18 protein-coding genes are annotated in these 22249 nt (G+C 52.0%); 9 read left to right on the plus strand and 9 right to left on the minus strand.

What is annotated here, in order from left to right:
* Window positions 1-64: 64 nt before the first annotated feature.
* The 4 genes from uspF to nifJ all read right to left on the minus strand — a co-directional run bounded on the left by uspF (window position 65) and on the right by nifJ (window position 5955).
* Entirely contained in the window at window positions 65-499 is a 435-nt protein-coding gene (gene uspF, locus SK33_RS11675) for a universal stress protein UspF (RefSeq protein WP_003020369.1), read from the minus strand.
* Window positions 500-580: 81 nt separating this feature from the next.
* Window positions 581-793, minus strand: a complete 213-nt coding sequence (locus tag SK33_RS11680; protein ID WP_003020366.1) for a KTSC domain-containing protein — start codon at window positions 791-793, stop codon at window positions 581-583.
* Between the two features lie 146 nt (window positions 794-939).
* Complete coding sequence (ompC, locus tag SK33_RS11685) at window positions 940-2064, minus strand: porin OmpC (RefSeq protein ID WP_003020364.1); 1125 nt, start codon at window positions 2062-2064, stop codon at window positions 940-942.
* Window positions 2065-2430: 366 nt separating this feature from the next.
* The gene (nifJ, locus tag SK33_RS11690; protein ID WP_048217803.1) at window positions 2431-5955 is read right to left on the minus strand and encodes a pyruvate:ferredoxin (flavodoxin) oxidoreductase; all 3525 of its coding nucleotides are present in this window, start codon (window positions 5953-5955) and stop codon (window positions 2431-2433) included.
* Between the two features lie 274 nt (window positions 5956-6229).
* Here nifJ and SK33_RS11695 point away from each other — a divergent pair, with 274 nt between their 5' ends.
* On the plus strand, window positions 6230-6496 hold the full coding sequence (locus SK33_RS11695) for a putative hemolysin (protein ID WP_003020360.1): 267 nt from the start codon (window positions 6230-6232) through the stop codon (window positions 6494-6496).
* A 13-nt stretch (window positions 6497-6509) separates the two neighbouring features.
* Here the strand turns inward: SK33_RS11695 and hslJ are convergent, their stop codons facing one another.
* Entirely contained in the window at window positions 6510-6929 is a 420-nt protein-coding gene (gene hslJ / locus SK33_RS11700; protein ID WP_048217801.1) for a heat shock protein HslJ, read from the minus strand.
* A gap of 112 nt (window positions 6930-7041) precedes the next feature.
* Window positions 7042-8031 carry a 2-hydroxyacid dehydrogenase gene (locus SK33_RS11705; protein WP_003020354.1) on the minus strand — a complete coding sequence of 330 codons (990 nt, stop codon included), beginning with the start codon at window positions 8029-8031 and terminating at the stop codon, window positions 7042-7044.
* Window positions 8032-8646: 615 nt separating this feature from the next.
* On the opposite strand from SK33_RS11705, the gene SK33_RS11710 reads away from it, so the two are divergent.
* The 4 genes from SK33_RS11710 to SK33_RS26665 all read left to right on the plus strand — a co-directional run bounded on the left by SK33_RS11710 (window position 8647) and on the right by SK33_RS26665 (window position 12122).
* Window positions 8647-11286, plus strand: coding sequence for a YdbH family protein (locus SK33_RS11710; protein ID WP_048217799.1), 2640 nt, complete (start codon window positions 8647-8649; stop codon window positions 11284-11286).
* Entirely contained in the window at window positions 11283-11474 is a 192-nt protein-coding gene (locus SK33_RS11715; RefSeq protein ID WP_003020350.1) for a YnbE family lipoprotein, read from the plus strand. The genes SK33_RS11710 and SK33_RS11715 overlap by 4 nt, the downstream gene beginning before the upstream one ends.
* Before the next feature lie 7 nt (window positions 11475-11481).
* A complete protein-coding gene (locus SK33_RS11720; RefSeq protein WP_003840834.1) occupies window positions 11482-11808 on the plus strand; it encodes a YdbL family protein in 327 nt (108 codons plus the stop codon).
* A gap of 122 nt (window positions 11809-11930) precedes the next feature.
* Entirely contained in the window at window positions 11931-12122 is a 192-nt protein-coding gene (locus SK33_RS26665; protein WP_003020344.1) for a hypothetical protein, read from the plus strand.
* 43 nt (window positions 12123-12165) lie between these two features.
* Here SK33_RS26665 and azoR read toward each other — a convergent pair whose 3' ends face one another.
* Complete coding sequence (gene azoR, locus SK33_RS11725) at window positions 12166-12771, minus strand: FMN-dependent NADH-azoreductase (RefSeq protein WP_003020341.1); 606 nt, start codon at window positions 12769-12771, stop codon at window positions 12166-12168.
* A 201-nt stretch (window positions 12772-12972) separates the two neighbouring features.
* Between azoR and hrpA the strand changes: the two genes are divergently transcribed.
* The 3 genes from hrpA (at window position 12973) to aldA (ending at window position 19392) form a co-directional block, all read left to right on the plus strand.
* Entirely contained in the window at window positions 12973-16875 is a 3903-nt protein-coding gene (gene hrpA / locus SK33_RS11730) for an ATP-dependent RNA helicase HrpA (protein WP_048217796.1), read from the plus strand.
* 80 nt (window positions 16876-16955) lie between these two features.
* Window positions 16956-17753, plus strand: coding sequence for a YdcF family protein (locus SK33_RS11735; protein WP_178317593.1), 798 nt, complete (start codon window positions 16956-16958; stop codon window positions 17751-17753).
* 199 nt (window positions 17754-17952) lie between these two features.
* Window positions 17953-19392, plus strand: a complete 1440-nt coding sequence (aldA, locus tag SK33_RS11740; protein ID WP_044710833.1) for an aldehyde dehydrogenase — start codon at window positions 17953-17955, stop codon at window positions 19390-19392.
* 41 nt (window positions 19393-19433) lie between these two features.
* Here aldA and SK33_RS11745 read toward each other — a convergent pair whose 3' ends face one another.
* Entirely contained in the window at window positions 19434-20360 is a 927-nt protein-coding gene (locus SK33_RS11745) for an alpha/beta hydrolase (RefSeq protein WP_048217791.1), read from the minus strand.
* A 126-nt stretch (window positions 20361-20486) separates the two neighbouring features.
* The gene (gene gap / locus SK33_RS11750; protein WP_048217789.1) at window positions 20487-21488 is read right to left on the minus strand and encodes a type I glyceraldehyde-3-phosphate dehydrogenase; all 1002 of its coding nucleotides are present in this window, start codon (window positions 21486-21488) and stop codon (window positions 20487-20489) included.
* Between the two features lie 189 nt (window positions 21489-21677).
* Here gap and cybB point away from each other — a divergent pair, with 189 nt between their 5' ends.
* Window positions 21678-22208, plus strand: coding sequence for a cytochrome b561 (gene cybB / locus SK33_RS11755; protein WP_003020322.1), 531 nt, complete (start codon window positions 21678-21680; stop codon window positions 22206-22208).
* The last annotated feature ends 41 nt before the right edge of the window (window positions 22209-22249 follow it).

Consider the following 22249-nt stretch of genomic DNA (forward strand, 5'->3'; position numbering starts at 1 on the left):
ACAGGAATCGTGGGGTATAAGTGGTAGAAACAAAAAGCCCGCAGCGATGTGCGGGCCTGAAAGCTTAGCGGACTACCAGTACCGAACACTCCGCATGACGCACTACTGCTGCGGCGTTAGAGCCCAGCAGGTAGGTGGTGATGTCAGGTCGGTGTGAGGCAATAATGACCATATCAGCCGGTAATTTTTTGGCGATCTCCAGAATCTTATCTTTCGGCGCACCTTCTGCGACATGAATGTGCACTCTGTCCGTTGGGATATTGAACTTCTTGATAATCTCTTCCAGTTGAGATTTTGCTTCGGCTTTCAGATCGTCCATGGCCGGTAACTCTGCCGAGTAGGCCAGTCCCAGAGAAGCGTAATAGGGCAGTGACGGAATTACGGTCAGAAAATGGACCTGCGCATCGTCAATTTTGGCCTCTGCTTCAACATGGGCAATAACGCGTTGAGTTAATTCTGAGTCTGAAATATCGATGGGTACAAGAATCGTTCTGTTCATAAAACCTCCTGTTTAAGTATCCACCTAAAGCTTACCGCGTAATGGCACTTTATGTACAATGACAAAGATCACATTTTGGCATCACTTTATTTTGATTTCAGGAAACTTGCCTTTTATTACGCCGTCGTAAAATCGACCTTTCGAGACCACGCTCAGGAAATCACGAAAAATACGGGCAGGGACAGGCTGATATTGCAGGGTAGCCAATTGGTGAAAGCGAATTTCCAGCGTGTGAGAGGATTCGTCATAGCCGACGGATGCAATACGGGATGATTTTACAGGATGATGATTCATTGCAGGTATCCTCTACTACAGGTCTTAATGCAAGATATCATCTATCAAAGGCGTGTTTTAATACAATAGATATAATATTTCGATCTGGATAAAACAGATTGGTTATCAAAGAAAGGATAGCCCGCTGTTGCCAGCGGGCTGACGGATTAGAACTGGTAAACCAGACCTAATGCAACTACGTCATCAGTAGAGATGTTGTTACGAGTGTAGAAGCTGTCGTCTTCGTCCAGCAGGTTGATTTTGTAATCAACATAGGTGGACATGTTTTTGTTGAAGTAGTAGGTAGCGCCGATATCAGCATATTTAACCAGGTCTTTGTCACCGTCGGTAGCGTTCAGGTCTTTACCTTTAGACATCAGGAAAGACACAGCCGGACGCAGACCGAAGTCGAACTGGTACTGTGCAGTGACTTCGAAGTTCTGAGTTTTGTTCGCCACGCCGCTGTCGCCGTACGGAGTCATGTTACGGGTTTCGGAGTACATGGTTGCCAGGTAGATGTTGTTGGCATCGTATTTCAGGCCGGTAGTCCATGCGTCAGCTGTATCACCGCCGGCAACGTTGCCGCCAGCTTTACCAGCGTTAACCTGATCGTTAGTACGGTCAGAAGTCGAGTAAGCCGCACCGAAGCTTACACCCATACCCAGATCGTAGGTAGAGGAGATACCGAAACCGTCGCCGTTAGAGTTCTGCACGTTACGATCGCTGCCGTTACCGGTACCTTCCTGCTCATCACCCGCTTGCTCGTTCGCGCCCTGATACTGCAGTGCAAAGTTCAGACCGTTCACCAGACCGAAGAAGTCAGTGTTACGGTAGGTCGCTACGCCGTTAGCACGGCCGGTCATAAAGTTATCAGCATAGGTGTAGGAGTCACCGCCGAACTCAGGCAGCATATCGGTCCAGCCTTCTACGTCGTACAGTACGCCGTAGTTACGGCCGTAGTCGAATGAGCCGTAGTCGCCGAATTTCAGACCGGCAAAGGCCAGACGAGTGAAATTATTGTTGCGGTTGCCTTCAGTGGTGTTGGCATTGACCTGATATTCCCACTGACCGTAACCGGTGAGCATATCGTTGATCTGAGTTTCGCCTTTGAAGCCGCCACGAACATAAGTCTGATCGCCATCTTTGTTGGCATCATCAGAGAAATAACGCAGGCCGTCTACTTTACCGTAGAGATCTAATTTGTTGCCGTCTTTATTATAAACTTCAGCAGCGTGAGCAGCGCCTGCAGCCAGCAGGGCAGGAATTACGAGAGCCAGTACTTTTCTGTTCATTGAAATAATCCTTTAGTTTTTTTATTAACCTGTGACTACCCATGTAGGGAGTAAAAGCATGCTAAAGGAGAAGTTCCGTAAAGAGATAAATATGAATTGTTACGCCTTAAGTAAAACCTTAAATAAATAATTCTACGGAAATGATGATAATTGCGATGAATGTGTTGCGTGAAAATATATAAAATAAAAATTATACAATTGAATTTTGTTGGGCTATTCTGCGCGTGTTATATGCCTTTATTGTCACGTTTTATTTTTCGTTGGTATATTGATGGTAATTATTAATTAGCCAGCGAATAAATTGACAAGCCCGAACAACTGTTCGGGCTTTTTTTTTGGTTCCAGGCAAATACTGAGATAAATGTATTACTCGGCACCGCTCTTTTCTGCTTTACCTGCCAGTTGGGCCAGGAAGTCGTAGCGTTTTTGCAGATCGGCGGCGGCGTCTTTCCACAGCTGCTCAGCAACTTCTGGCTGTTGGGCATTCAGGCGGCGGAAGCGCTGCTCGTTAAGCAATGTTTCGGCCAGCGCGTCTGACGGTGGGCGAGAGTCCAGCGCCAGCGGCAATTTACCTTCATCTGCACGACGCGGATCAAAGCGGTACAGCGGCCAGAATCCGGTCGCCGTCAGCTGGCGCATCTGATCGTGGCTTAGCGCGAGATCGTAACCGTGCTCCTCACATGGGCTATAGGCGATAATCAGCGACGGACCCGGATAGGCTTCTGCTTCCTGAATCGCTTTCACCGTCTGGTTCAACTGTGCGCCCAGAGAGATCTGCGCGACATAAACATGCCCGTACATCATCATACTGACGCCAAGATCTTTACGCGCCTTGCGCTTGCCGTGTTCGCCAAATTTGGTGACAGCCCCGAGCGGCGTGGCTTTCGACGCTTGTCCACCCGTGTTGGAGTAACATTGAGTATCCAGCACCAGAATATTGACGTTCTCGGTCAGACTCAGGACGTGATCCAGGCCGCCAAAGCCAATATCGTAAGCCCAGCCATCGCCGCCAATCAGCCAGATGGATTTCTCGACCAGCGCGTCGGCATCGGTTAACAGCTGCTGTGCGCCTTCGACATCTTTCAGGTGCTGGCGCAACGCGGCAACTTGTTCACGGCGTACTTCTGGCGTCGCTTCAGCGTGCAGGGCGTCATTCAGTTCAGCCGGAATGTTATCGGCAAACTGTTCCAATAAACGCATAACGCGCACACGGTGCTGATCTACCGTCAGACGGAAGCCCAGACCGAACTCGGCGTTATCCTCAAACAGTGAGTTTGCCCACGCTGGCCCACGACCGTTGGCGTCGGTGGTATACGGTGTTGAGGGCAGGTTACCGCCATAAATCGATGAACAGCCAGTCGCATTGGCGATCAGCATGCGGTCGCCGTACAGCTGCGTAAGCAGTTTGATATACGGCGTTTCACCACAGCCCGAGCAGGCGCCGGAATATTCAAACAGCGGCGTTATCAACTGCGAGGTACGAATATCAATGCGTTCCAGTTTAGTGCGGTCTATTTCCGGCAGATTGAGGAAGAAGTCATAGTTAACTTTTTCTTCTTCAACATGCTCAAGGCGCGACATCATATTGATGGCCTTGATCTCCGGGTTCTGCCTGTCTTTCGCCGGACACACTTCGACGCACAGATTACAACCGGTGCAATCCTCAGGCGCAACCTGCAGGACATATTTCTGACCGCGCATATCGCGTGATTTCACATCCAGAGAATGCAGGCTGGCAGGGGCGTTTTCCATCGCTTCAGGTGAAACCACTTTGGCGCGGATTGCCGAGTGCGGGCAAGCGGCAACGCAGTGGTTACACTGGGTACACAGCTCTTCCTTCCAGATGGGGATCTCTTCGGCGATATTGCGTTTTTCCCAACGCGTGGTGCCCATTGGCCAGGTGCCGTCTGGCGGCAGCGCGGATACGGGAAGAGCATCACCCAGACCGGCGAGCATTGCCGCGGTAACGGTTTTCACGAAATCCGGCGCGGCATCAGAAACCACTGGTGGGCGGTTAGCGCTGTGCGGGTCAACTGGCTGGAGTGCCACTTCGGCGACGGATTCACGCGCCAGAGCCAGCGCCTGCCAGTTACGTTCAACCAGATCCTGACCTTTACTGCTATAGCTTTTCGCAATCGCACCCTGCAATTCAACCATCGCGCTGTCGCCGGGTAAGATTTGCGTCAAATGGAAGAATGCCATTTGCATAACGGTGTTAATACGCGCTGCCAGACCGCATTCGCGAGCGATTTTGGCCGCATTAATCACGTAGAAACGGGCCTTCTTCTGATTCAGTACTGCCTGAACTTCCTGTGGCAAACGCGCCCAGACTTCATCCACGTTGTAAGGCGTATTAAGCAGGAAGATCCCGCCTGGTTTCAGGCGCTCGGCCATCTGATACTTATCGATAAATTGCAGCTGGTGACAGCCAACAAAATCGGCTTGTGAAACCAGATACGCTGATCGAATAGGCTGCTCGCTGACGCGCAGGTGAGAAACCGTCAGACCGCCTGCTTTTTTTGAGTCATACACGAAATAACCCTGCGCATACCATGGCGTCGAGTTACCGATAATCTTGATATTATTTTTGGTGGCCGACACGCTGCCGTCACTGCCCAGACCGTAGAACAGCGCTTCGAGCTTCGCGGTACCGGGCAGGGTGTTTTCCGGTAGCGGTAGTGACAGGTTGGTGACATCATCATAGATACCAACCGTAAAGCGAGGTTTCGGCTTCGCGCTACTCAGCTCAGTAAAGACCGCCATGACGCAGTCCGGGCCAAACTCTTTGGAAGAAAGGCCATAACGCCCGCCAATTACGCGTGGTAGGGTTTCCCGCTCTCCGCAGTTAAAGGCTTCCGCCAGCGCGGTCATTACATCCAGATACAGCGGTTCTGCCTGGGCACCCGGCTCTTTAGTGCGATCCAGAACGGCGATGCTGCGTACGGTTTCCGGCAGGGCGCGCAGTAAATGTTTGGCAGAGAATGGGCGGAACAGCCGAACTTTCAGGACGCCAACTTTCTCTCCACGAGCAAGCAACTCTTCGACGACTTCTTCGCAGGTACCAATTGCAGAACCCATCAAGATAATGACACGTTCCGCCTGTGGATGACCGTAATACTCAAAGGGTTGATACTGGCGGCCCGTCGCCGCGGCGAAGTCGTTCATCGCCTGTTCGACGTTTTCGTAAACCGCGTTGTACCAGGGATTTGTCGCTTCACGCGACTGGAAGTAGGTATCCGGGTTCGCAGATGTCCCGCGAATAACGGGATGTTCAGGGTTCAGCGCGCGGGCACGATGCGCATCAATTTCAGCTTGCGGCATCAGGCTGAGGATCGTGTCATCGGCCAGCGGCACAATTTTATTGATTTCATGCGATGTGCGGAAACCATCAAAGAAATGAATAAACGGAACCCGACTTTTCAGAGTGGCCATTTGTGAAATGAGCGCAAAGTCCTGTGCTTCCTGCACGCTGCTGGCACACAGCATCGCGCACCCTGTCTGGCGCACTGCCATTACGTCGGAATGGTCACCGAAGATAGACAGCGCATGAGTAGCAATGGTACGCGCGGCAACGTGCAGCACAAATGGCGTCAACTGACCGGCCAGTTTGTACAGCGTTGGGATCATCAGCAACAGACCCTGCGATGAGGTAAACGACGTAGAGAGCGCACCGGTCTGCAATGCACCGTGAACGGTCGCGATTGCGCCGCCTTCTGACTGCATTTCTACGACGCGAGGGGTATCTCCCCAGACGTTTTTAAGCCCGTTTCCAGCCCAGGCATCTGCCTGTTCAGCCATCGTCGAACTGGGCGTAATCGGGTAGATGGCGATAACTTCGCTGGTACGAAATGCGACTGAAGCAACCGCACCATTACCGTCAATTGTGATCATACTGACACCCTTACATTGCGCAAAAAGAGGGACCCGCGTAACCGCGGCGGATCCTGTAGTTATCTTTCTATTTTAGCAAAAGCGCTAAAGACAGATTTTCGCTTTTGTGTCCTGGGAATAATCAGAATGAATGGTTTGATCAAAGGAGTAGCCAAAAAATTGCCAGAAAATGTAAACAGCACGCATAAATGCGCATTTTGCCTCTCGACGGCAATGTTTCCGCTGCCTATTATTTATGGCTGTGTCGTTTGGTTAATTTTCAGAGGGGAGTAAGATGCGCGCAGCGTTTTGGGTAGGGTGTGCCGCGTTATTATTATCGGCGTGCAGCAGTGAACCTGTTCAGCAGGCAACCGCCGCTCATGTCGCACCGGGGATGAAGGCCGCAATGTCCAGTTCTGGAGAGGCAAATTGCGCCATGATTGGAGGTTCGCTCTCCGTGGCACGCCAACTGGATGGTTCTGCCATCGGCATGTGTGCATTACCTAACGGCAAACGCTGTAGTGAGCAGTCGCTTGCCGCCGGAAGCTGTGGGAATTATTGAGCCACTGCTTTTACTACATTAAATCTGCCAGTTTAAACGTCAACGTTTGTTCTGCCGTAGCCAGTGTTAACTGGTCAGCAGTCAGATCAACCTGTGCGCCTTGCTTAAACTTCTCGCTGACGATGCCGTCGAGCGCGTTAAGCTGTGGATCGGCGCACATCATGCGCGTCATTGCCATGTCTTTCACTTTTAATTCACCGTCGGACAGCTTGCCCTGACCATGGAACTGATTACACATTTTTCCCGACACTGTCATATTTTCACCGAAACTTAATTCAGGTGGGTTATTGGCGACGGTTACCGGCTTGCCATTGACGCTCTGCAAAACGAAGCGGTGATGCTGCAACTGTTCGCGATTGACGGACACTTTTCCATTGCTCACACAGCCAGCCATCAGCATGCTGAGCGCAATCAACGTGACAACTTTCTTCATTCTATTTCTCTGGGTTTGTGACGGGAATACATTCAATATAATAATGATACTGAGTGTTTTATCATCGGTGATTGTCTGAAAATGCTCCCCTGAATCCAGGGGAGCACGGAAATCAGAAGAGGGCGTTTGGACAGGTTTCGCCTTTGGAGATTTGTGCCAGATTCTGTAGCGTAGTCTCAGAAATGCTGGTTAACGCTTCGGCGGTCAGGAACGCCTGATGCCCGGTAAACAGCACGTTATGACAGGCCGACAGGCGACGGAACACATCATCCTGAATCACGTCATTGGATTTATCTTCAAAGAACAGATCGCGTTCGTTTTCATACACGTCCATACCCAGAGAACCAATTTTCTGGTTTTTCAGCGCATCGATAGCGGCTTGCGAATCGATCAACGCCCCGCGGCTGGTGTTAATCACCATCACGCCGTTTTTCATTTGCTCAAAGGCTTCGTGATTGAGCAGATGATAATTCTCCGGTGTTAACGGGCAGTGCAGAGAGATGACATCGGACTCGGCAAATAGCGTTTTAAGATCGACATATTCAACACCTAACTCCAGCGCAGCAGCGCTTGGGTAGGGATCAAACGCCAGCAGGCGCATACCAAAACCTTTCAGGATCCGCAGGGCCGCAATACCGATTTTACCGGTACCGATCACCCCAGCCGTTTTGCCATACATGGTAAAGCCGGTCAGCCCTTCAAGAGAGAAGTTGGCATCACGGGTACGCTGATAAGCGCGGTGAATGCGGCGATTCAGCGTCATCATCATGCCAATCGCATGCTCAGCGACGGCTTCCGGTGAATAGGCTGGCACACGTACGACCTGCATACCCAGCTCTTTTGCAGCGTCGAGATCGACGTTGTTGAACCCGGCACAACGTAGCGCGATATATTTCACGCCATGCTTTTTCAGCTCTTCCAGAACAGGGCGGCTACCATCGTCGTTGACGAAAATGCACACGGCTTCGCAGCCATGGGCGGTTTTGGCTGTTTTTTCCGTCAACAGAAAGTCAAAGAATTCAAGTTCAAAACCAAAAGCCTCGTTAACCTGCTGCAGATACTTCTTGTCGTACTGTTTTGTACTATAGATGGCGAGTTTCATAAGACTTTCTCCAGTGATTTTGACGTCACATTAATCCAATTCAAATTATTTTACAAAATATAAAAAGTTATTGATAGTCATGGACGTAATGAATAATTCCAACGTATATCTGGTTAGTGTGGGCAGATTACGCGTTTTCAACAACTGGATAATTTTCATTCAGCTCATGCCGGTAAAGACAACGTGGTTAAAAAGCCAGCCGAATCACATCCTGACAGCTACGCTTATACAGGTAGCAAATATCGGGAGGAGTCATGTTAACTCACTCTGAAGCAAAACGATGGGCCACCTTAATGCTGAAGGCGGCATTATGCGATGGTATGAAACCTGATGAGATTTCCCGGCAGGTACATCTGGTCTGCGATCATCATGGTAGGGAGTGCCTCGAAGAACTCATTGAAGAAATTCTGATAGAAGCAGGTCGTATAGGACCTAAACATAGCGATGGACAACTGAGGCCCCATTGAGTCTGAATCTTAATATCCCCGACGGCACGTGTAACAGCGTGCCTATAAAACGGTTATCTATCCTTAATGTGGGCATATCCAGTTAAACATGCCACAATACGGGCCTAAACCGGCTTAAATTTTTGCTAAATCAGGATATTAACTACCCATGAAGGGTAAATATAAAGCCGTTCTGGCACTCCTCTTATTATTGATTCTCGTGCCGCTGACGCTAGTGATGACGCTTGGCCTGTGGGTGCCTACGTTGGTGGGTATCTGGTTACCCGTTGGAACACGCATCGCGCTGGACGAGAGCCCGCGGCTGACACGGCATGGGTTACATATACCTGAACTCCGCTATCTGGTTGAAGATTGTCCGCTAGCGCGCATTACTCAGGCGGATCTGTCTCACCCCAGCCGCTGGTTGCTGAATGTCGGGACCATCGAGCTGAACTCAGCTTGCCTGGCCAAATTGCCGCAGACCGAGCCGTCGCCAGTAGCGCCCAAAACGCTGGCTGAATGGCAGTCAATGCTGCCTAATACCTGGATTAACATCGACAAACTTATTCTCTCTCCATGGCAGGAATGGCAGGGAAAACTGTCACTCTCGCTCACTCCCTCCACTCAACAGCTGCGTTACCAGGGGGAAAAAGTTAAATTCCAGGGGCGTTTGCACGGGCAAAACCTCACAGTAACTGAGCTGGATGTTGCGGCATTTGAAGGCCAGCCGCCGGTAAGACTGGTCGGTGAATTTACTATGCCACTGGTGCCCGATGGACTGCCGGTAAGCGGTCATGCGGTTGCGACGTTAAGTATGCCGCAAGAACCTACGCTTGTGGACGCCGAACTGGAGTGGCAACAAAACAGCGGACAACTGATCGTCATGGCGCGGGATAATGCCGATCCTCTGCTTGACCTTCCGTGGGAAATAACACGCCAGCAACTGACCATCAGCGACGGACGCTGGAACTGGCCTTATCAGGGATTCCCGTTAAGTGGCCGGCTGGGCATGAAAGTTGAAAACTGGCAGGGAGGACTGGAAAACGCGGTGGTGAGTGGGCGTCTGAACGTTCTGACGCATGGCGACGCCGGTAAAGGAAATGCCGTATTAACGCTGGGGCCGGGTAAGCTTGGCATGGATAGTAGCGAGATGCCGCTACAGTTGACCGGTGAAGCGAAACAGGGCGATCTGATCTTCTACGCGAAATTACCCGCGAGACTCACCGGAAGTCTGAACGATCCGCAATTGGCTTTCGAGCCAGGGGCGCTGCTGCGCTCACGTGGGCGGGTGATTGATTCGCTGGATATTGACGAGATTCGCTGGCCGCTGGCAGGGGTAAAAGTCACGCAACGCGGTGTCGATGGGCGTCTGCAGGCTATTTTACGTGCGCATGAAAACCAGATGGGGGGCTTTGAACTGCATCTGGATGGCCTGGCAAATGATTTTCTTCCTGATGCTGGTCGTTGGCAGTGGCGATATTGGGGTGAAGGCAGCTTTACGCCAATGCATGCCCGTTGGGACGTAGCGGGTAAGGGGGAATGGCATGACAATACCCTGAAGCTATTTGATCTTTCCACCGGATTTGATCATCTGCAATACGGCACGATGAAGGTGGAAAACCCACGTCTGGTGATGGACGAACCGATAGTCTGGGTGCGGGATGCAACCAAACCGACATTTAGCGGCGCGCTATCGCTGGACGCAGGTAACACCACCTTCACCGGGGGAAGCGTGTTACCACCATCGACGCTGAAGTTTAGCGTCGATGGTAGCGATCCGACAATCTTCCAGTTCAAAGGCCAGCTTCACGCTGGGGCGATTGGGCCCGTACAGTTGAATGGTCGTTGGGACGGTATCCGCCTGCGCGGACAGGCCTGGTGGCCAAAACAATCGCTCACCGTATTCCAACCTCTGATCCCACCTGACTGGAAAATGAAGCTACGAGAAGGTGAGCTGTATGCGCAGGTCGCGTTTTCGGCAGCCCCGGAGCAGGGCTTTGAAGCGGGCGGTCATGGAGTGTTAAAAGGCGGTAGCGCCTGGATGCCCGATAACCAAATCAACGGTGTCGATTTTGTATTGCCTTTCCGGTTTAGTGAAGGTGCATGGCAACTGGGTACGCGTGGACCTATTTCACTGCGTATTGCGGAAGTGGTGAATCAGGTGACGGTGAAAAATATCGCCGCCGATCTGCAGGGGGCGTACCCCTGGAGTGAAAACAACCCGTTATTGTTGAGCGATGTCAGCGCTGATCTGCTGGGGGGTAAAATCATCATGCAGCAACTGCGGATGCCGCAGCACGATCCGGCCTTATTGCGAGTGCAGAATATCTCTTCCAGCGAGCTTATCAGTGCGGTTAACCCCAAACAGTTCGCCATGTCTGGCCCGGTCAGTGGCGCGTTGCCATTATGGCTGGATAACGAAAAATGGATAATCAAAGACGGCTGGTTGACTAATCCGGGGCCGATGACGTTGCGTATTGATAAGGACACCGCGGATGCGGTCGTCAAAGATAACATGGCGGCGGGGGCGGCCATTAACTGGCTGCGTTATATGGAAATAAGCCATTCGTGGACGAAAATAAATCTGGATAACCTCGGTGTCTTAACCATGCAGTCAACCGTGACTGGCAATAGTCGGGTGGATGGCAAAGTAGGTACAGTTAATTTGAATTATACCCACGAGGAAAACGTCTTTACGCTATGGCGCAGCTTGCGTTTTGGCGACAATTTACAGGCATGGCTTGAACAAAATGCAGCGCTGCCGGAAACCCATTGCCCGGAAGGCAAGGAATGTGAGGAACAACAATGAAAACGATAGCTGCCATGCTGGGTCTGCTGGCTTCATCTCTGCTGGTAGGGTGCACTCCCAGAATCGAAGTGGCTGCGCCAAAAGAGCCCATCACTATTAATATGAACGTCAAAATCGAGCATGAGATCCATATCAAAGTTGATAAAGACGTCGAAAGCTTATTGAAATCGCGCAGCGATTTGTTCTGAGGTCATGATGAGAAAACAGTTTGCAGTGGCGCTGGTCGTCCTGAGTTTACTAAGTAGCAATGCGTGGGCATTGACCCTGAATGAAGCCAGAGCTCAGGGTCGAGTAGGAGAAACGCTCAATGGCTATCTGGTTGCATTGCAAACCGATGCCGAAACGCAGGCACTGGTGAGTGAGATTAATAAAGCGCGCAACGCCAGCTATCAGCAACTGGCAGAGAGCAATAATATTCCGCCAGATGAAGTAGCAAAAATGGCCGGGCAAAAGCTGGTTGCTCGCGCTAAACCGGGTGAATATGTCCAGGGTATAAATGGTAAGTGGTTGCGGAAAGAATAAATCTCTTTGTACACAACCCCCGGTCACGACGCTGACTTACTCATCGACATCGCAATAGTTGCCACACGGCATAAAATGGATGCTGATATAGTCCAACACCGGTCGCGTTGTGGGGTGAAATCATGTGGCTTCTCAAGTGGTATGTCTGGAATCGTTGGGTATTCAAACTGTTAAGCCGGGATGTCGCGGAGCCTGAACAATTTTTGCTTCATTGCTGGGAAGAGAATCTGGCGAAATGCAGGGATTATGCAACCATTTGGCGTGATATTAATCGCATTCACGGCAAACAGATACGGGTACAGGTAAAGAAGTAAGTGCCGGAGAAACCCTCTCACCGGACGGTGAGAGGGGGAATTATCAGGCAGCGACTACGCTGTCGATTGCGGCTTTCGCGTCGGATTGTGCTTTAGACGCCACTTCCGGGCCGTAAGCAATACCTTCAGCAAAGACGACATTCACGTCGGTGATGCCGATAAAGCCCAGGAATACGTTCAGGTACGGCGTGATCAAGTCGGTTGGTGTATCTTTATGGATACCACCACGGCTGGTCAGCACCACAGCGCGTTTACCCGTCACCAGGCCTTCCGGGCCTTTCTCGGTATAACGGAAAGTCACACCAGCGCGGGCAATCAGGTCAAAGTAGTTTTTCAGCTGCGTTGGGATGTTGAAGTTGTACATCGGCGCGGCGATAACAATCACATCATGCGCTTTCAGCTCAGCAATCAGCTCATCGGACAGCGCCAGCGCTTCCTGCTGACGCGGCGTCAGCGGTGTATCGCTCGGGCGCATCGCACCCACCAGTTCGCCATCCAGTACCGGTACAGGATTTGCAGCCAGGTCACGGACAGTGATTTCATCAGCAGAGTGCTTTTCACGCCACTGTTCAACAAAATAATCAGACAACTGACCAGACTGAGAGTACCCTGCCAGAATACTGGATTTAAGAACTAATACCTTGCTCATGGGTGTTTCCTTTTATGTGTTTGAAGGGGGAGAGCCCCGTTGCTTGTTGACACTTTATTCACAATCCTGTCGCAGTGATAGCGCAATATATCGAATCCTATGTTCGAAATTATTGAACAACACATGAAAAGCGCCGATGTGGTACTCTATACCCATCATCTAAAAGAGATTTAACCCGGCAGAGCACTGCCTTTTAACGCTATGACAGAACAACAAAAATTAACCTTCACCATGTTGCAGCAACAGCTGGATTCATTGATGCTGCGTGACAGACAGCGTTTTGCCCGCCGCCTGCACGGTGTGAAGAAGGTTAAAAATCCTGATGCACAACAGGCCATTTACCAGGAGATGGCGAAAGAGATTGAGCAGGCAGCCGGTAAAGTTGTGCTGCGTGAAGCGGCGCGTCCGGAAATCAGCTATCCGGAAAACCTGCCCGTCAGCCAGAAAAAACAGGATATTCTGGACGCAATTCGCGATCATCAGGTGGTGATTGTTGCTGGCGAGACCGGCTCGGGGAAAACCACCCAGTTACCCAAAATCTGTATGGAACTGGGGCGCGGGGTAAAAGGGCTGATCGGCCATACCCAGCCGCGTCGTCTGGCGGCGCGCACCGTGGCGAACCGTATTGCGGAAGAGCTGCAGACCGAGCCGGGCGGCTGTATTGGTTATAAAGTTCGTTTCAGCGATCATGTCAGTGATAACACCATGGTCAAGCTGATGACGGATGGTATCCTGCTGGCGGAAATCCAACAGGATCGGCTGCTAATGCAGTACGACACTATCATCATCGATGAAGCGCATGAACGCAGTCTGAATATCGACTTTCTGCTCGGCTATCTGAAAGAACTTCTGCCGCGTCGCCCGGATCTAAAAATTATCATCACTTCGGCGACCATCGATCCTGAACGCTTTTCAAAGCATTTCAATAACGCGCCGATTATCGAAGTCTCCGGCCGAACGTATCCGGTGGAAGTGCGCTATCGCCCGATTGTTGAAGATGCAGATGACACCGAGCGTGACCAACTGCAGGCGATTTTTGATGCCGTAGATGAGTTAGGCCGTGAAAGTCAGGGCGACATTCTGATCTTCATGAGCGGCGAACGTGAAATCCGTGATACTGCCGATGCCCTGAATAAGCTGGATTTACGCCACACCGAAGTGTTGCCGCTGTATGCGCGTCTTTCAAACAGTGAGCAGAACCGTGTATTCCAGTCGCACAGTGGTCGCCGTATCGTGCTGGCGACCAACGTGGCAGAAACGTCGCTGACCGTTCCAGGAATCAAATACGTCATTGATCCGGGCACCGCGCGTATCAGTCGCTACAGTTACCGCACCAAAGTTCAGCGCTTGCCGATTGAACCGGTGTCGCAAGCTTCTGCCAACCAGCGTAAAGGCCGCTGCGGTCGTGTTTCGGAAGGGATCTGTATTCGTCTGTATTCCGAAGACGATTTCCTGTCGCGTCCGGAGTTTACCGACCCGGAGATCCTGCGTACCAACCTGGCATCCGTTATTTTGCAGATGACCGCGTTGGGGCTGGGCGATATCGCGGCGTTCCCGTTTGTTGAAGCGCCGGATAAGCGCAATATTCAGGACGGTGTACGCCTGCTCGAAGAGCTGGGGGCGATAACCACCGACGAACAGGCAACCGCTTACAAGTTAACGCCGTTGGGCCGTCAGCTGTCGCAACTGCCGGTGGATCCGCGTCTGGCGCGCATGGTGCTGGAAGCGCAAAAACATGGCTGCGTACGTGAGGCGATGATCATTACCTCGGCACTGTCCATTCAGGATCCGCGCGAGCGTCCAATGGACAAGCAGCAGGCTTCCGACGAGAAGCACCGCCGTTTCCACGATAAAGAGTCTGATTTCCTCGCGTTTGTGAACCTGTGGAACTATCTCGGCGAGCAGCAAAAAGCGTTGTCGTCAAACCAGTTTCGTCGCCAGTGCAAAGTCGACTTTCTGAACTATCTGCGCGTGCGAGAGTGGCAGGATATCTACACGCAACTGCGCCAGGTGGTGAAAGAGTTGGGTATTCCGGTTAACAGCGAACCTGCTGAATATCGGGAGATCCACGTCGCGTTGTTGACCGGTTTACTGTCTCATATCGGGATGAAAGATACCGATAAACAGGAGTTTACCGGGGCGCGTAACGCTCGCTTCTCGATCTTCCCGGGGTCAGGTTTATTCAAAAAACCGCCGAAGTGGGCGATGGTAGCGGAGTTGGTGGAAACCAGCCGCTTGTGGGGACGCATTGCCGCGCGTATCGATCCTGAATGGGTGGAGCCGGTAGCCCAGCATCTGATCAAACGTTCATACAGTGAGCCGCACTGGGAACGCGCGCAGGGTGCTGTGATGGCGACAGAAAAAGTCACGGTCTACGGCTTACCGATTGTTGCGGCCCGTAAGGTGAATTACAGTCAGATCGATCCTGCGTTATCGCGTGAACTGTTCATTCGTCATGCGCTGGTGGAAGGTGACTGGCAAACGCGCCATGCGTTTTTCCGCGATAACCTGAAACTACGAGCGGAAGTGGAAGAGTTAGAACACAAATCACGCCGCCGTGACATTCTCGTCGATGACGAAACGATGTTTGAGTTCTACGACCAACGTATCAGCCATGAGGTGGTTTCTGCTCGTCACTTTGATAGCTGGTGGAAAAAGGTCAGCCGTGAAACACCGGATCTGCTCAACTTTGAAAAGAGCATGCTCATCAAAGAGGGCGCGGAGAAAATCAGTAAGCTGGATTATCCGAACTTCTGGCATCAGGGTAACCTTAAGCTGCGCCTGAGCTACCAGTTCGAACCCGGAGCCGATGCGGACGGTGTGACCGTACATATTCCACTCCCGCTGCTCAACCAGATCGACGAGAGCGGTTTTGAATGGCAAATTCCAGGGCTGCGCCGCGAACTGGTGATCGCCCTGATTAAGTCGTTACCAAAACCGGTACGACGCAACTTTGTACCCGCACCGAACTATGCGGAAGCGTTTTTAGGCCGCGTCACGCCGCTGGAACTGCCGCTGCTGGACTCGCTGGAGCGTGAACTGCGCCGCATGACTGGCGTCACCGTTGACCGTGAAGACTGGCACTGGGATCAGGTGCCCGATCACCTAAAAATCACCTTCCGGGTGGTGGATGATAAGAACAAGAAGCTGCAGGAAGGGCGTTCGCTACAGGATTTGAAAGATGCGCTGAAGGGCAAAGTTCAGGAAACATTGTCTGCGGTGGCCGATGACGGTATCGAACAGAGTGGATTGCACATCTGGAGCTTCGGCCGACTTCCGGAAAGTTACGAACAAAAACGCGGTAACTATAAGGTGAAAGCGTGGCCGGCGCTGGTCGATGAGCGTGACAGCGTTGCCATCAAACTGTTTGATAATCCGCTGGAACAACAGCAGGCGATGTGGTGCGGTTTACGCCGCCTGTTGCTGCTGAATATTCCTTCGCCAATCAAATATTTGCACGAGAAGCTGCCCAATAAAGCCAAGCTGGGACTGTACTTTAACCCGTACGGTAAAGTTCTGGATTTGATAGACGACTGTATCTCCTGCGGTGTGGATCAGTTAATTGACGCCAACGGTGGTCCGGTGTGGACCGAAGAAGGCTTTGCGGCGTTGCATGAAAAAGTGCGGGCTGAACTGAACGATACGGTGGTGGAGATTGCGAAGCAGGTCGAACAGATCCTGACCGCAGTGTTTAATATCAACAAACGTCTGAAAGGGCGCGTGGATATGACCATGGCGCTGGGGCTTGCGGATATCAAAGCGCAAATGGGCGGACTGGTGTATCGCGGATTTGTTACCGGCAACGGTTTCAAACGTCTGGGCGATACGTTGCGTTATTTGCAGGCGATTGAAAAACGGCTGGAGAAACTGGCCATCGATCCGCACCGCGATCGCGCGCAGATGCTGAAAGTGGACACCGTGCAGCAGTCCTGGCAGCAGTGGTTCAATAAACTGCCGCCCGCGCGCCGCGAAGATGACGATGTCAAAGAGATCCGCTGGATGATAGAAGAGCTACGCGTCAGCTACTTTGCCCAGCAGCTTGGCACGCCGTATCCGATTTCGGATAAGCGTATCCTGCAGGCAATGGATCAGATTACGGGTTAACGCAGTGCTGGACCGTAGACTGGATAAGGCGTAGCCGCCATCCGGCATCTGTATCCGGTAAAGAACAAACTCCAGGAGTCATGAACATGAGACAGTTTCCGCCACTTTCCGCCACCACCCTTGCGGCGATTAACACCTTGGGGCAATGGCTGGCGCAAAATGATTTCGCTGAAAATATCACGGTGCAGACAGATTGCGTGATTCTGGCCGGGAACGCAGTGATCCCGACCATCGATGCAGCCTGTCGGGTAGCGAAAGAGCAACAGGTTCCCTTACTGATTAGCGGTGGTATCGGTCACTCAACGACCTTTCTGTATGCTGCCATCGCAGAGCATCCACGCTACCACACGATTCGTACCACCGGTCGCGCGGAAGCGGCGATCCTTGCCGATATCGCGCACCAGTTCTGGCACATTCCCGGTGAGAAAATTTGGGTGGAGGATCAGTCCACCAACAGTGGGGAAAACGCCCGGTTCAGTTGTGCGTTACTGCGTCAGGCGGCCCAAACCATGGAGACCGTCATTGTGGTGCAGGACCCTACTATGCAGCGCCGCACCATGGCGACATTTGAACGCGTCACGCGTGACGATCCGCAGGCCCCACGCTGGATCAGTTTCCCCGGTTTTGTCCCCGAGTTGACTGAGCAGGGCGACGGCGTGGATTTTACCCCGACCGCCGAAGGTCTGTGGTCGGTGGATCGTTACCTGTCTCTCATTACCGGTGAGCTTCCGCGTCTGCGTGATGATGAAACCGGCTACGGGCCTTGCGGCCGCGATTTTATCGCCCATGTTGATATTCCTCAGGAGGTTGAGCAAGCCTGGCAGCAGCTAAAAAATGATACCGCGCTGACCGACTTACTTGAGAGCCGTTCTCTGTAATCCCTTCTGCCCGTTTGTCGGCGTTTTACGGCAAACGGGCAGAGAGCCCACCTGTTTTTTCTCTTCATCATCACTTTTCCAGACGCTTTTATGAAGCAGTTCACAGAACCGCCACTCCAGCGATAATGCGCCATGCATGATTGATATTAATTAACAATAGTTTTACTTGTTGAAAACAAATCAATCACAGGAGAGCCGCATGTCAGTACCCGTACAACATCCTATGTATATCGATGGGCAGTTTGTGACCTGGCACGATGACGCCTGGATTGATGTCGTCAATCCGGCCACGGAAGAGATTATCTCGCGTATTCCCGATGGGCGTGCCGAAGACGCACGTAAAGCGATCGATGCCGCGGATCGCGCTCAGCCGCAATGGGAAGCGTTGCCTGCCATTGAACGGGCAAACTGGTTACGCAAAATTTCTGCGGGTATCCGCCAGCGAGCCGATGAAATCAGCGCGTTGATTGTGGCGGAAGGTGGAAAAATTCGACAACTGGCTGACGTTGAAGTCGCGTTTACCGCCGACTATATCGATTACATGGCGGAGTGGGCGCGTCGCTATGAAGGCGAGATCCTGCAAAGCGATCGCCCGGGTGAGAATATTCTGCTGTTTAAGCGTGCACTGGGCGTGACGACGGGTATTCTGCCGTGGAACTTCCCGTTTTTCCTGATTGCCCGCAAACTGGCTCCCGCCTTGTTGACGGGGAATACCATTGTCATTAAGCCGAGTGAATTCACACCGAATAACGCCATCGCCTTTGCCAAAATTGTTGATGACATTGGTTTACCGCGCGGGGTCTTTAATCTGGTGCTGGGACGCGGTGAAACGGTCGGTCAGGAGCTGGCCGGAAACCCGAAGGTGGCGATGGTGAGTATGACCGGCAGCGTCGGCGCGGGCGAAAAAATTATGGCCGCAGCGGCCAAAAACATCACTAAAGTTTGTCTGGAGTTGGGTGGTAAAGCTCCGGCTATCGTGATGGACGATGCTGACCTTGAGCTGGCGGTGAAGGCCATTGTTGACTCGCGGGTGATCAATACCGGACAGGTATGCAACTGTGCTGAGCGCGTATACGTTCAGAAAGGTATCTATGACCAGTTCGTTAATCGTTTGGGTGAGGCGATGAAAGCCGTGCAGTTTGGCAATCCGGCCGAACGCAATGACATTGCGATGGGGCCGCTGATTAACGCCGCTGCGCTGGATCGTGTGGAGCAGAAAGTCGCACGAGCGGTGCAGGAAGGGGCCAGAGTGGTGCTGGGCGGTAAGGCTGTTGTCGGCAAAGGTTATTACTACCCGCCGACGTTACTGTTAGACGTGCGCCAGGAGATGGCGATTATGCACGAGGAGACGTTTGGTCCGGTGCTGCCAGTGGTAGCGTTTGATACGCTGGAACAGGCGTTGACAATGGCCAATGACAGCGACTACGGTCTGACCTCATCGATCTATACGCAGAATCTGAATACGGCAATGAAGGCGATTAAGGGGCTGAAGTTTGGCGAAACCTATATTAATCGTGAAAACTTCGAGGCGATGCAGGGCTTCCACGCTGGCTGGCGTAAGTCCGGGATTGGCGGGGCTGATGGTAAACATGGTCTGAACGAATACCTGCAAACGCAAGTGGTGTATCTGCAGTCCTAAGTTTTTCGCCGGGTGAGTCTGTACGCCACCCGGCGCAATCTTCACACTTTAGTGGCTACCCAGTTCATCATCATTTCCGGCCAGATTGCCAGCGGTAACCCTTGCGCATCACGAATACCAAATCCGTGCTTACCGCGTTCAAACAGATGCATTTCGACCGGAACGCCCTGCTCACGTAGCGCATTAAAGAAGACCAGGCTGTTTTCTACCTTCACCGCCGGATCGTCAATGGCGTGTAGCAGGAATGTCGGCGGCGTTGTGCTATCCACGCGTTCTTCCAGAGAATAGTGGCGCAGATCTTCCTTTTCTGGCTTAGCGCCAACCAGCTCAAGACGAGATCCCGGGTGACCGATGTCTTCGCGCAGAGTGACAACCGGGTACACCAGTGCCATAAACGCAGGGCGCGCAGGTTGCTCGTCTACGTTATCTATCGGCGTATAAACCGTTTCGGCAAACCGGGTTCCCAGACTGGCGGCCACGTGACCACCGGAAGAGAAGCCCAACACACCGATACGATCAGGGTTAATTTTCCATTCATGGGCGTTGGCGCGAATGTAGCGCATGGCGCGCTGGGCATCGGCCAGCGGCGCGTTTGCGCCTTCCTCATGGCCATCACCCGGCATGCGGTAGGTCATCACAAACAGGGTATAACCGCGAGCGTTAAAGAACGGTGCCAGTACGCTGCCTTCTTTATCCATCACCACGCGACGATAAGAGCCGCCTGGCGTGACAAGGATCCCTATGCCGTTAGGTTTTACGGGGGCATAAACGGTAATTTCCGGGGCGCGAATACCGGTGACCGCACGATCATACTGAGATGTTCCTGTATGTCGGGGTTCAGGCGTAAACACCGCATCGCTGTTTTTTGCTCCGGGGGCTTCACCCTGCGGCCAGAATGAGACGGTGGTGGCCTTAGCAACGGCTTGCTCCATCATGTTTTCTAACGTTTCACGACTCAGTGCTTCCATTACTATGCTCCCTCAGTGGCAAAGGTTAGCTATAGCACAGTCAGTGAATCGAAAACGGGGATAGACTCACAACGTATTGAATTCGCGGGAAATGAAAGAGGGCGGAGGCGAGCCTCCGCCAGAACATTAGAGCTTGATAAATTTATCCAGCGTACGAATAAGTTGGGTGACAAAACCGTATTCGTTATCGTACCAGGCGACTGTTTTTACCAGTTGCAGATCGCCCACTTCGGTAATTTCGGTTTGTGTCGCATCAAATACCGAACCGAAATGCGAGCCAATGACATCTGACGAGACGATTTCCTCATCGGTATAACCAAATGACTCATTGTCTTGCGTGGCTTTTTTCAGCGCGTTGTTGACCTCTTCAGCAGTGACTTTTTTCCCCAATACCGATACCAGTTCCGTGACGGATCCTGTTTTCACCGGAACACGCTGGGCGTGGCCTTTTAATTTTCCGCTCAATGCCGGAATGACCAGACCAATGGCTTTGGCGGCTCCGGTGGTATGGGGAATGATATTCTCCGCTGCTGCCCGTGAGGCGCGCAGATCTTTCCCGCGAGGTCCATCAACCAGCGACTGCGTTCCCGTGTAGGCGTGGATGGTGGTCATGGTGCCAAGCTGAATACCGAAGCTGTCGTGCAGGGCTTTCGCCATCGGTGCGAGGCAGTTAGTGGTGCACGATGCGACCGAGATAATCCGATCGTTCGCATCCATTGTATCGTCGTTGACGTTAAAGACGATGGTTTTCATATCGCCAGCCGGGGCGGATATCAGCACTTTTTTGGCCCCTGCATCCAGGTGCGCGTTGGCTTTTTCTATCGAGGTATAAAAACCGGTGCATTCGATGATTATCTCAGCGCCAGTCGTTTTCCACGGAATATTTTTGGCCTCTTTTTCTGCGTAAACCGCGATTTTTTTACCGTCGACAATCAGCGCGTCTTCGGTAAAGTCGATGCTCCAGGGAAACGGGCCGTAGTTTGAATCGTGCTTTAACAGATAGGCGAGAATTTTGGGCGAGGTGAGGTCATTAATGGCCACAACCTCCACGTTGCTTTTGACTTCCAGTAGTCGACGCAATACCAGACGACCGATACGACCAAAACCGTTAATGCCAATTTTACTCATGGTTTTCTCCTGTCAGAATGAGGCGGTACGACATATTTTCCCTACCAGGCTTAGTCCAGACAGGCATCCTCGGCAATAGCGGTTCTTGCGGTTAAGCGTAAGCGACTGAAAATGGGTGAACAAAAGTTAATGAATTTTTAACAAAAGCCCGTTATGTTGACGCATTATTGTTTTTATTCAGGAAGTGTTATGGGGAATAAGTATTCTGGCCTGCAAATCGGTATTCACTGGCTGGTCTTTTTGTTGGTTATTGTGGCGTACAGCGCCATGGAGTTTCGCGGATTTTTCCCGCGCAGCTATCGCCCCTTGTTCAACATGGTGCACGTATCCTGCGGTATCACTATTTTAACGCTGATGGTGGCGCGTCTGCTGGTCAGGCTGAAATACCCGGCTCCGCCGATTGTGCCAAAACCGAAGCCGATGATGACCGGAATGGCGCATCTGGGGCATCTGGTTATCTATCTGTTGTTTATTGTCCTGCCGATTATTGGGCTGGTGATGATGTACAACCGGGGTAACCCGTGGATTGCATTCGGCATCGTTATGCCGCATGCGGCAGAGGCCAACTTTGATTTAGTGGATATGCTGAAGTCCTGGCACGTGACGCTGGCAAACCTGGGTTATTTTGTTATTGCTCTGCATGCTGCTGCTGCCCTGATGCATCACTATTTCTGGAAGGATAATACGTTGTTGCGCATGATGCCGCGAAAACGCTCCTGAGGTAATGCCCCGCAAATGTGGGGCATTTTTTTAGCCGATTA

Origin of the sequence: Citrobacter sp. MGH103 (assembly GCF_001034475.2) — a bacterium.
In the GTDB taxonomy this organism is placed as follows: domain Bacteria; phylum Pseudomonadota; class Gammaproteobacteria; order Enterobacterales; family Enterobacteriaceae; genus Citrobacter; species Citrobacter freundii.

What these genes read in the sequence shown, in the direction of transcription:
- uspF (WP_003020369.1), bottom strand. Translation starts at nt 499, where the DNA reads ATGAACAGAACGATTCTTGTACCCATCGATATTTCAGACTCAGAATTA.
- SK33_RS11680 (WP_003020366.1), bottom strand. Translation starts at nt 793, where the DNA reads ATGAATCATCATCCTGTAAAATCATCCCGTATTGCATCCGTCGGCTAT.
- ompC (WP_003020364.1), bottom strand. Translation starts at nt 2,064, where the DNA reads ATGAACAGAAAAGTACTGGCTCTCGTAATTCCTGCCCTGCTGGCTGCA.
- nifJ (WP_048217803.1), bottom strand. Translation starts at nt 5,955, where the DNA reads ATGATCACAATTGACGGTAATGGTGCGGTTGCTTCAGTCGCATTTCGT.
- SK33_RS11695 (WP_003020360.1), top strand. Translation starts at nt 6,230, where the DNA reads ATGCGCGCAGCGTTTTGGGTAGGGTGTGCCGCGTTATTATTATCGGCG.
- hslJ (WP_048217801.1), bottom strand. Translation starts at nt 6,929, where the DNA reads ATGAAGAAAGTTGTCACGTTGATTGCGCTCAGCATGCTGATGGCTGGC.
- SK33_RS11705 (WP_003020354.1), bottom strand. Translation starts at nt 8,031, where the DNA reads ATGAAACTCGCCATCTATAGTACAAAACAGTACGACAAGAAGTATCTG.
- SK33_RS11710 (WP_048217799.1), top strand. Translation starts at nt 8,647, where the DNA reads ATGAAGGGTAAATATAAAGCCGTTCTGGCACTCCTCTTATTATTGATT.
- SK33_RS11715 (WP_003020350.1), top strand. Translation starts at nt 11,283, where the DNA reads ATGAAAACGATAGCTGCCATGCTGGGTCTGCTGGCTTCATCTCTGCTG.
- SK33_RS11720 (WP_003840834.1), top strand. Translation starts at nt 11,482, where the DNA reads ATGAGAAAACAGTTTGCAGTGGCGCTGGTCGTCCTGAGTTTACTAAGT.
- SK33_RS26665 (WP_003020344.1), top strand. Translation starts at nt 11,931, where the DNA reads ATGTGGCTTCTCAAGTGGTATGTCTGGAATCGTTGGGTATTCAAACTG.
- azoR (WP_003020341.1), bottom strand. Translation starts at nt 12,771, where the DNA reads ATGAGCAAGGTATTAGTTCTTAAATCCAGTATTCTGGCAGGGTACTCT.
- hrpA (WP_048217796.1), top strand. Translation starts at nt 12,973, where the DNA reads ATGACAGAACAACAAAAATTAACCTTCACCATGTTGCAGCAACAGCTG.
- SK33_RS11735 (WP_178317593.1), top strand. Translation starts at nt 16,956, where the DNA reads ATGAACATGAGACAGTTTCCGCCACTTTCCGCCACCACCCTTGCGGCG.
- aldA (WP_044710833.1), top strand. Translation starts at nt 17,953, where the DNA reads ATGTCAGTACCCGTACAACATCCTATGTATATCGATGGGCAGTTTGTG.
- SK33_RS11745 (WP_048217791.1), bottom strand. Translation starts at nt 20,360, where the DNA reads ATGGAAGCACTGAGTCGTGAAACGTTAGAAAACATGATGGAGCAAGCC.
- gap (WP_048217789.1), bottom strand. Translation starts at nt 21,488, where the DNA reads ATGAGTAAAATTGGCATTAACGGTTTTGGTCGTATCGGTCGTCTGGTA.
- cybB (WP_003020322.1), top strand. Translation starts at nt 21,678, where the DNA reads ATGGGGAATAAGTATTCTGGCCTGCAAATCGGTATTCACTGGCTGGTC.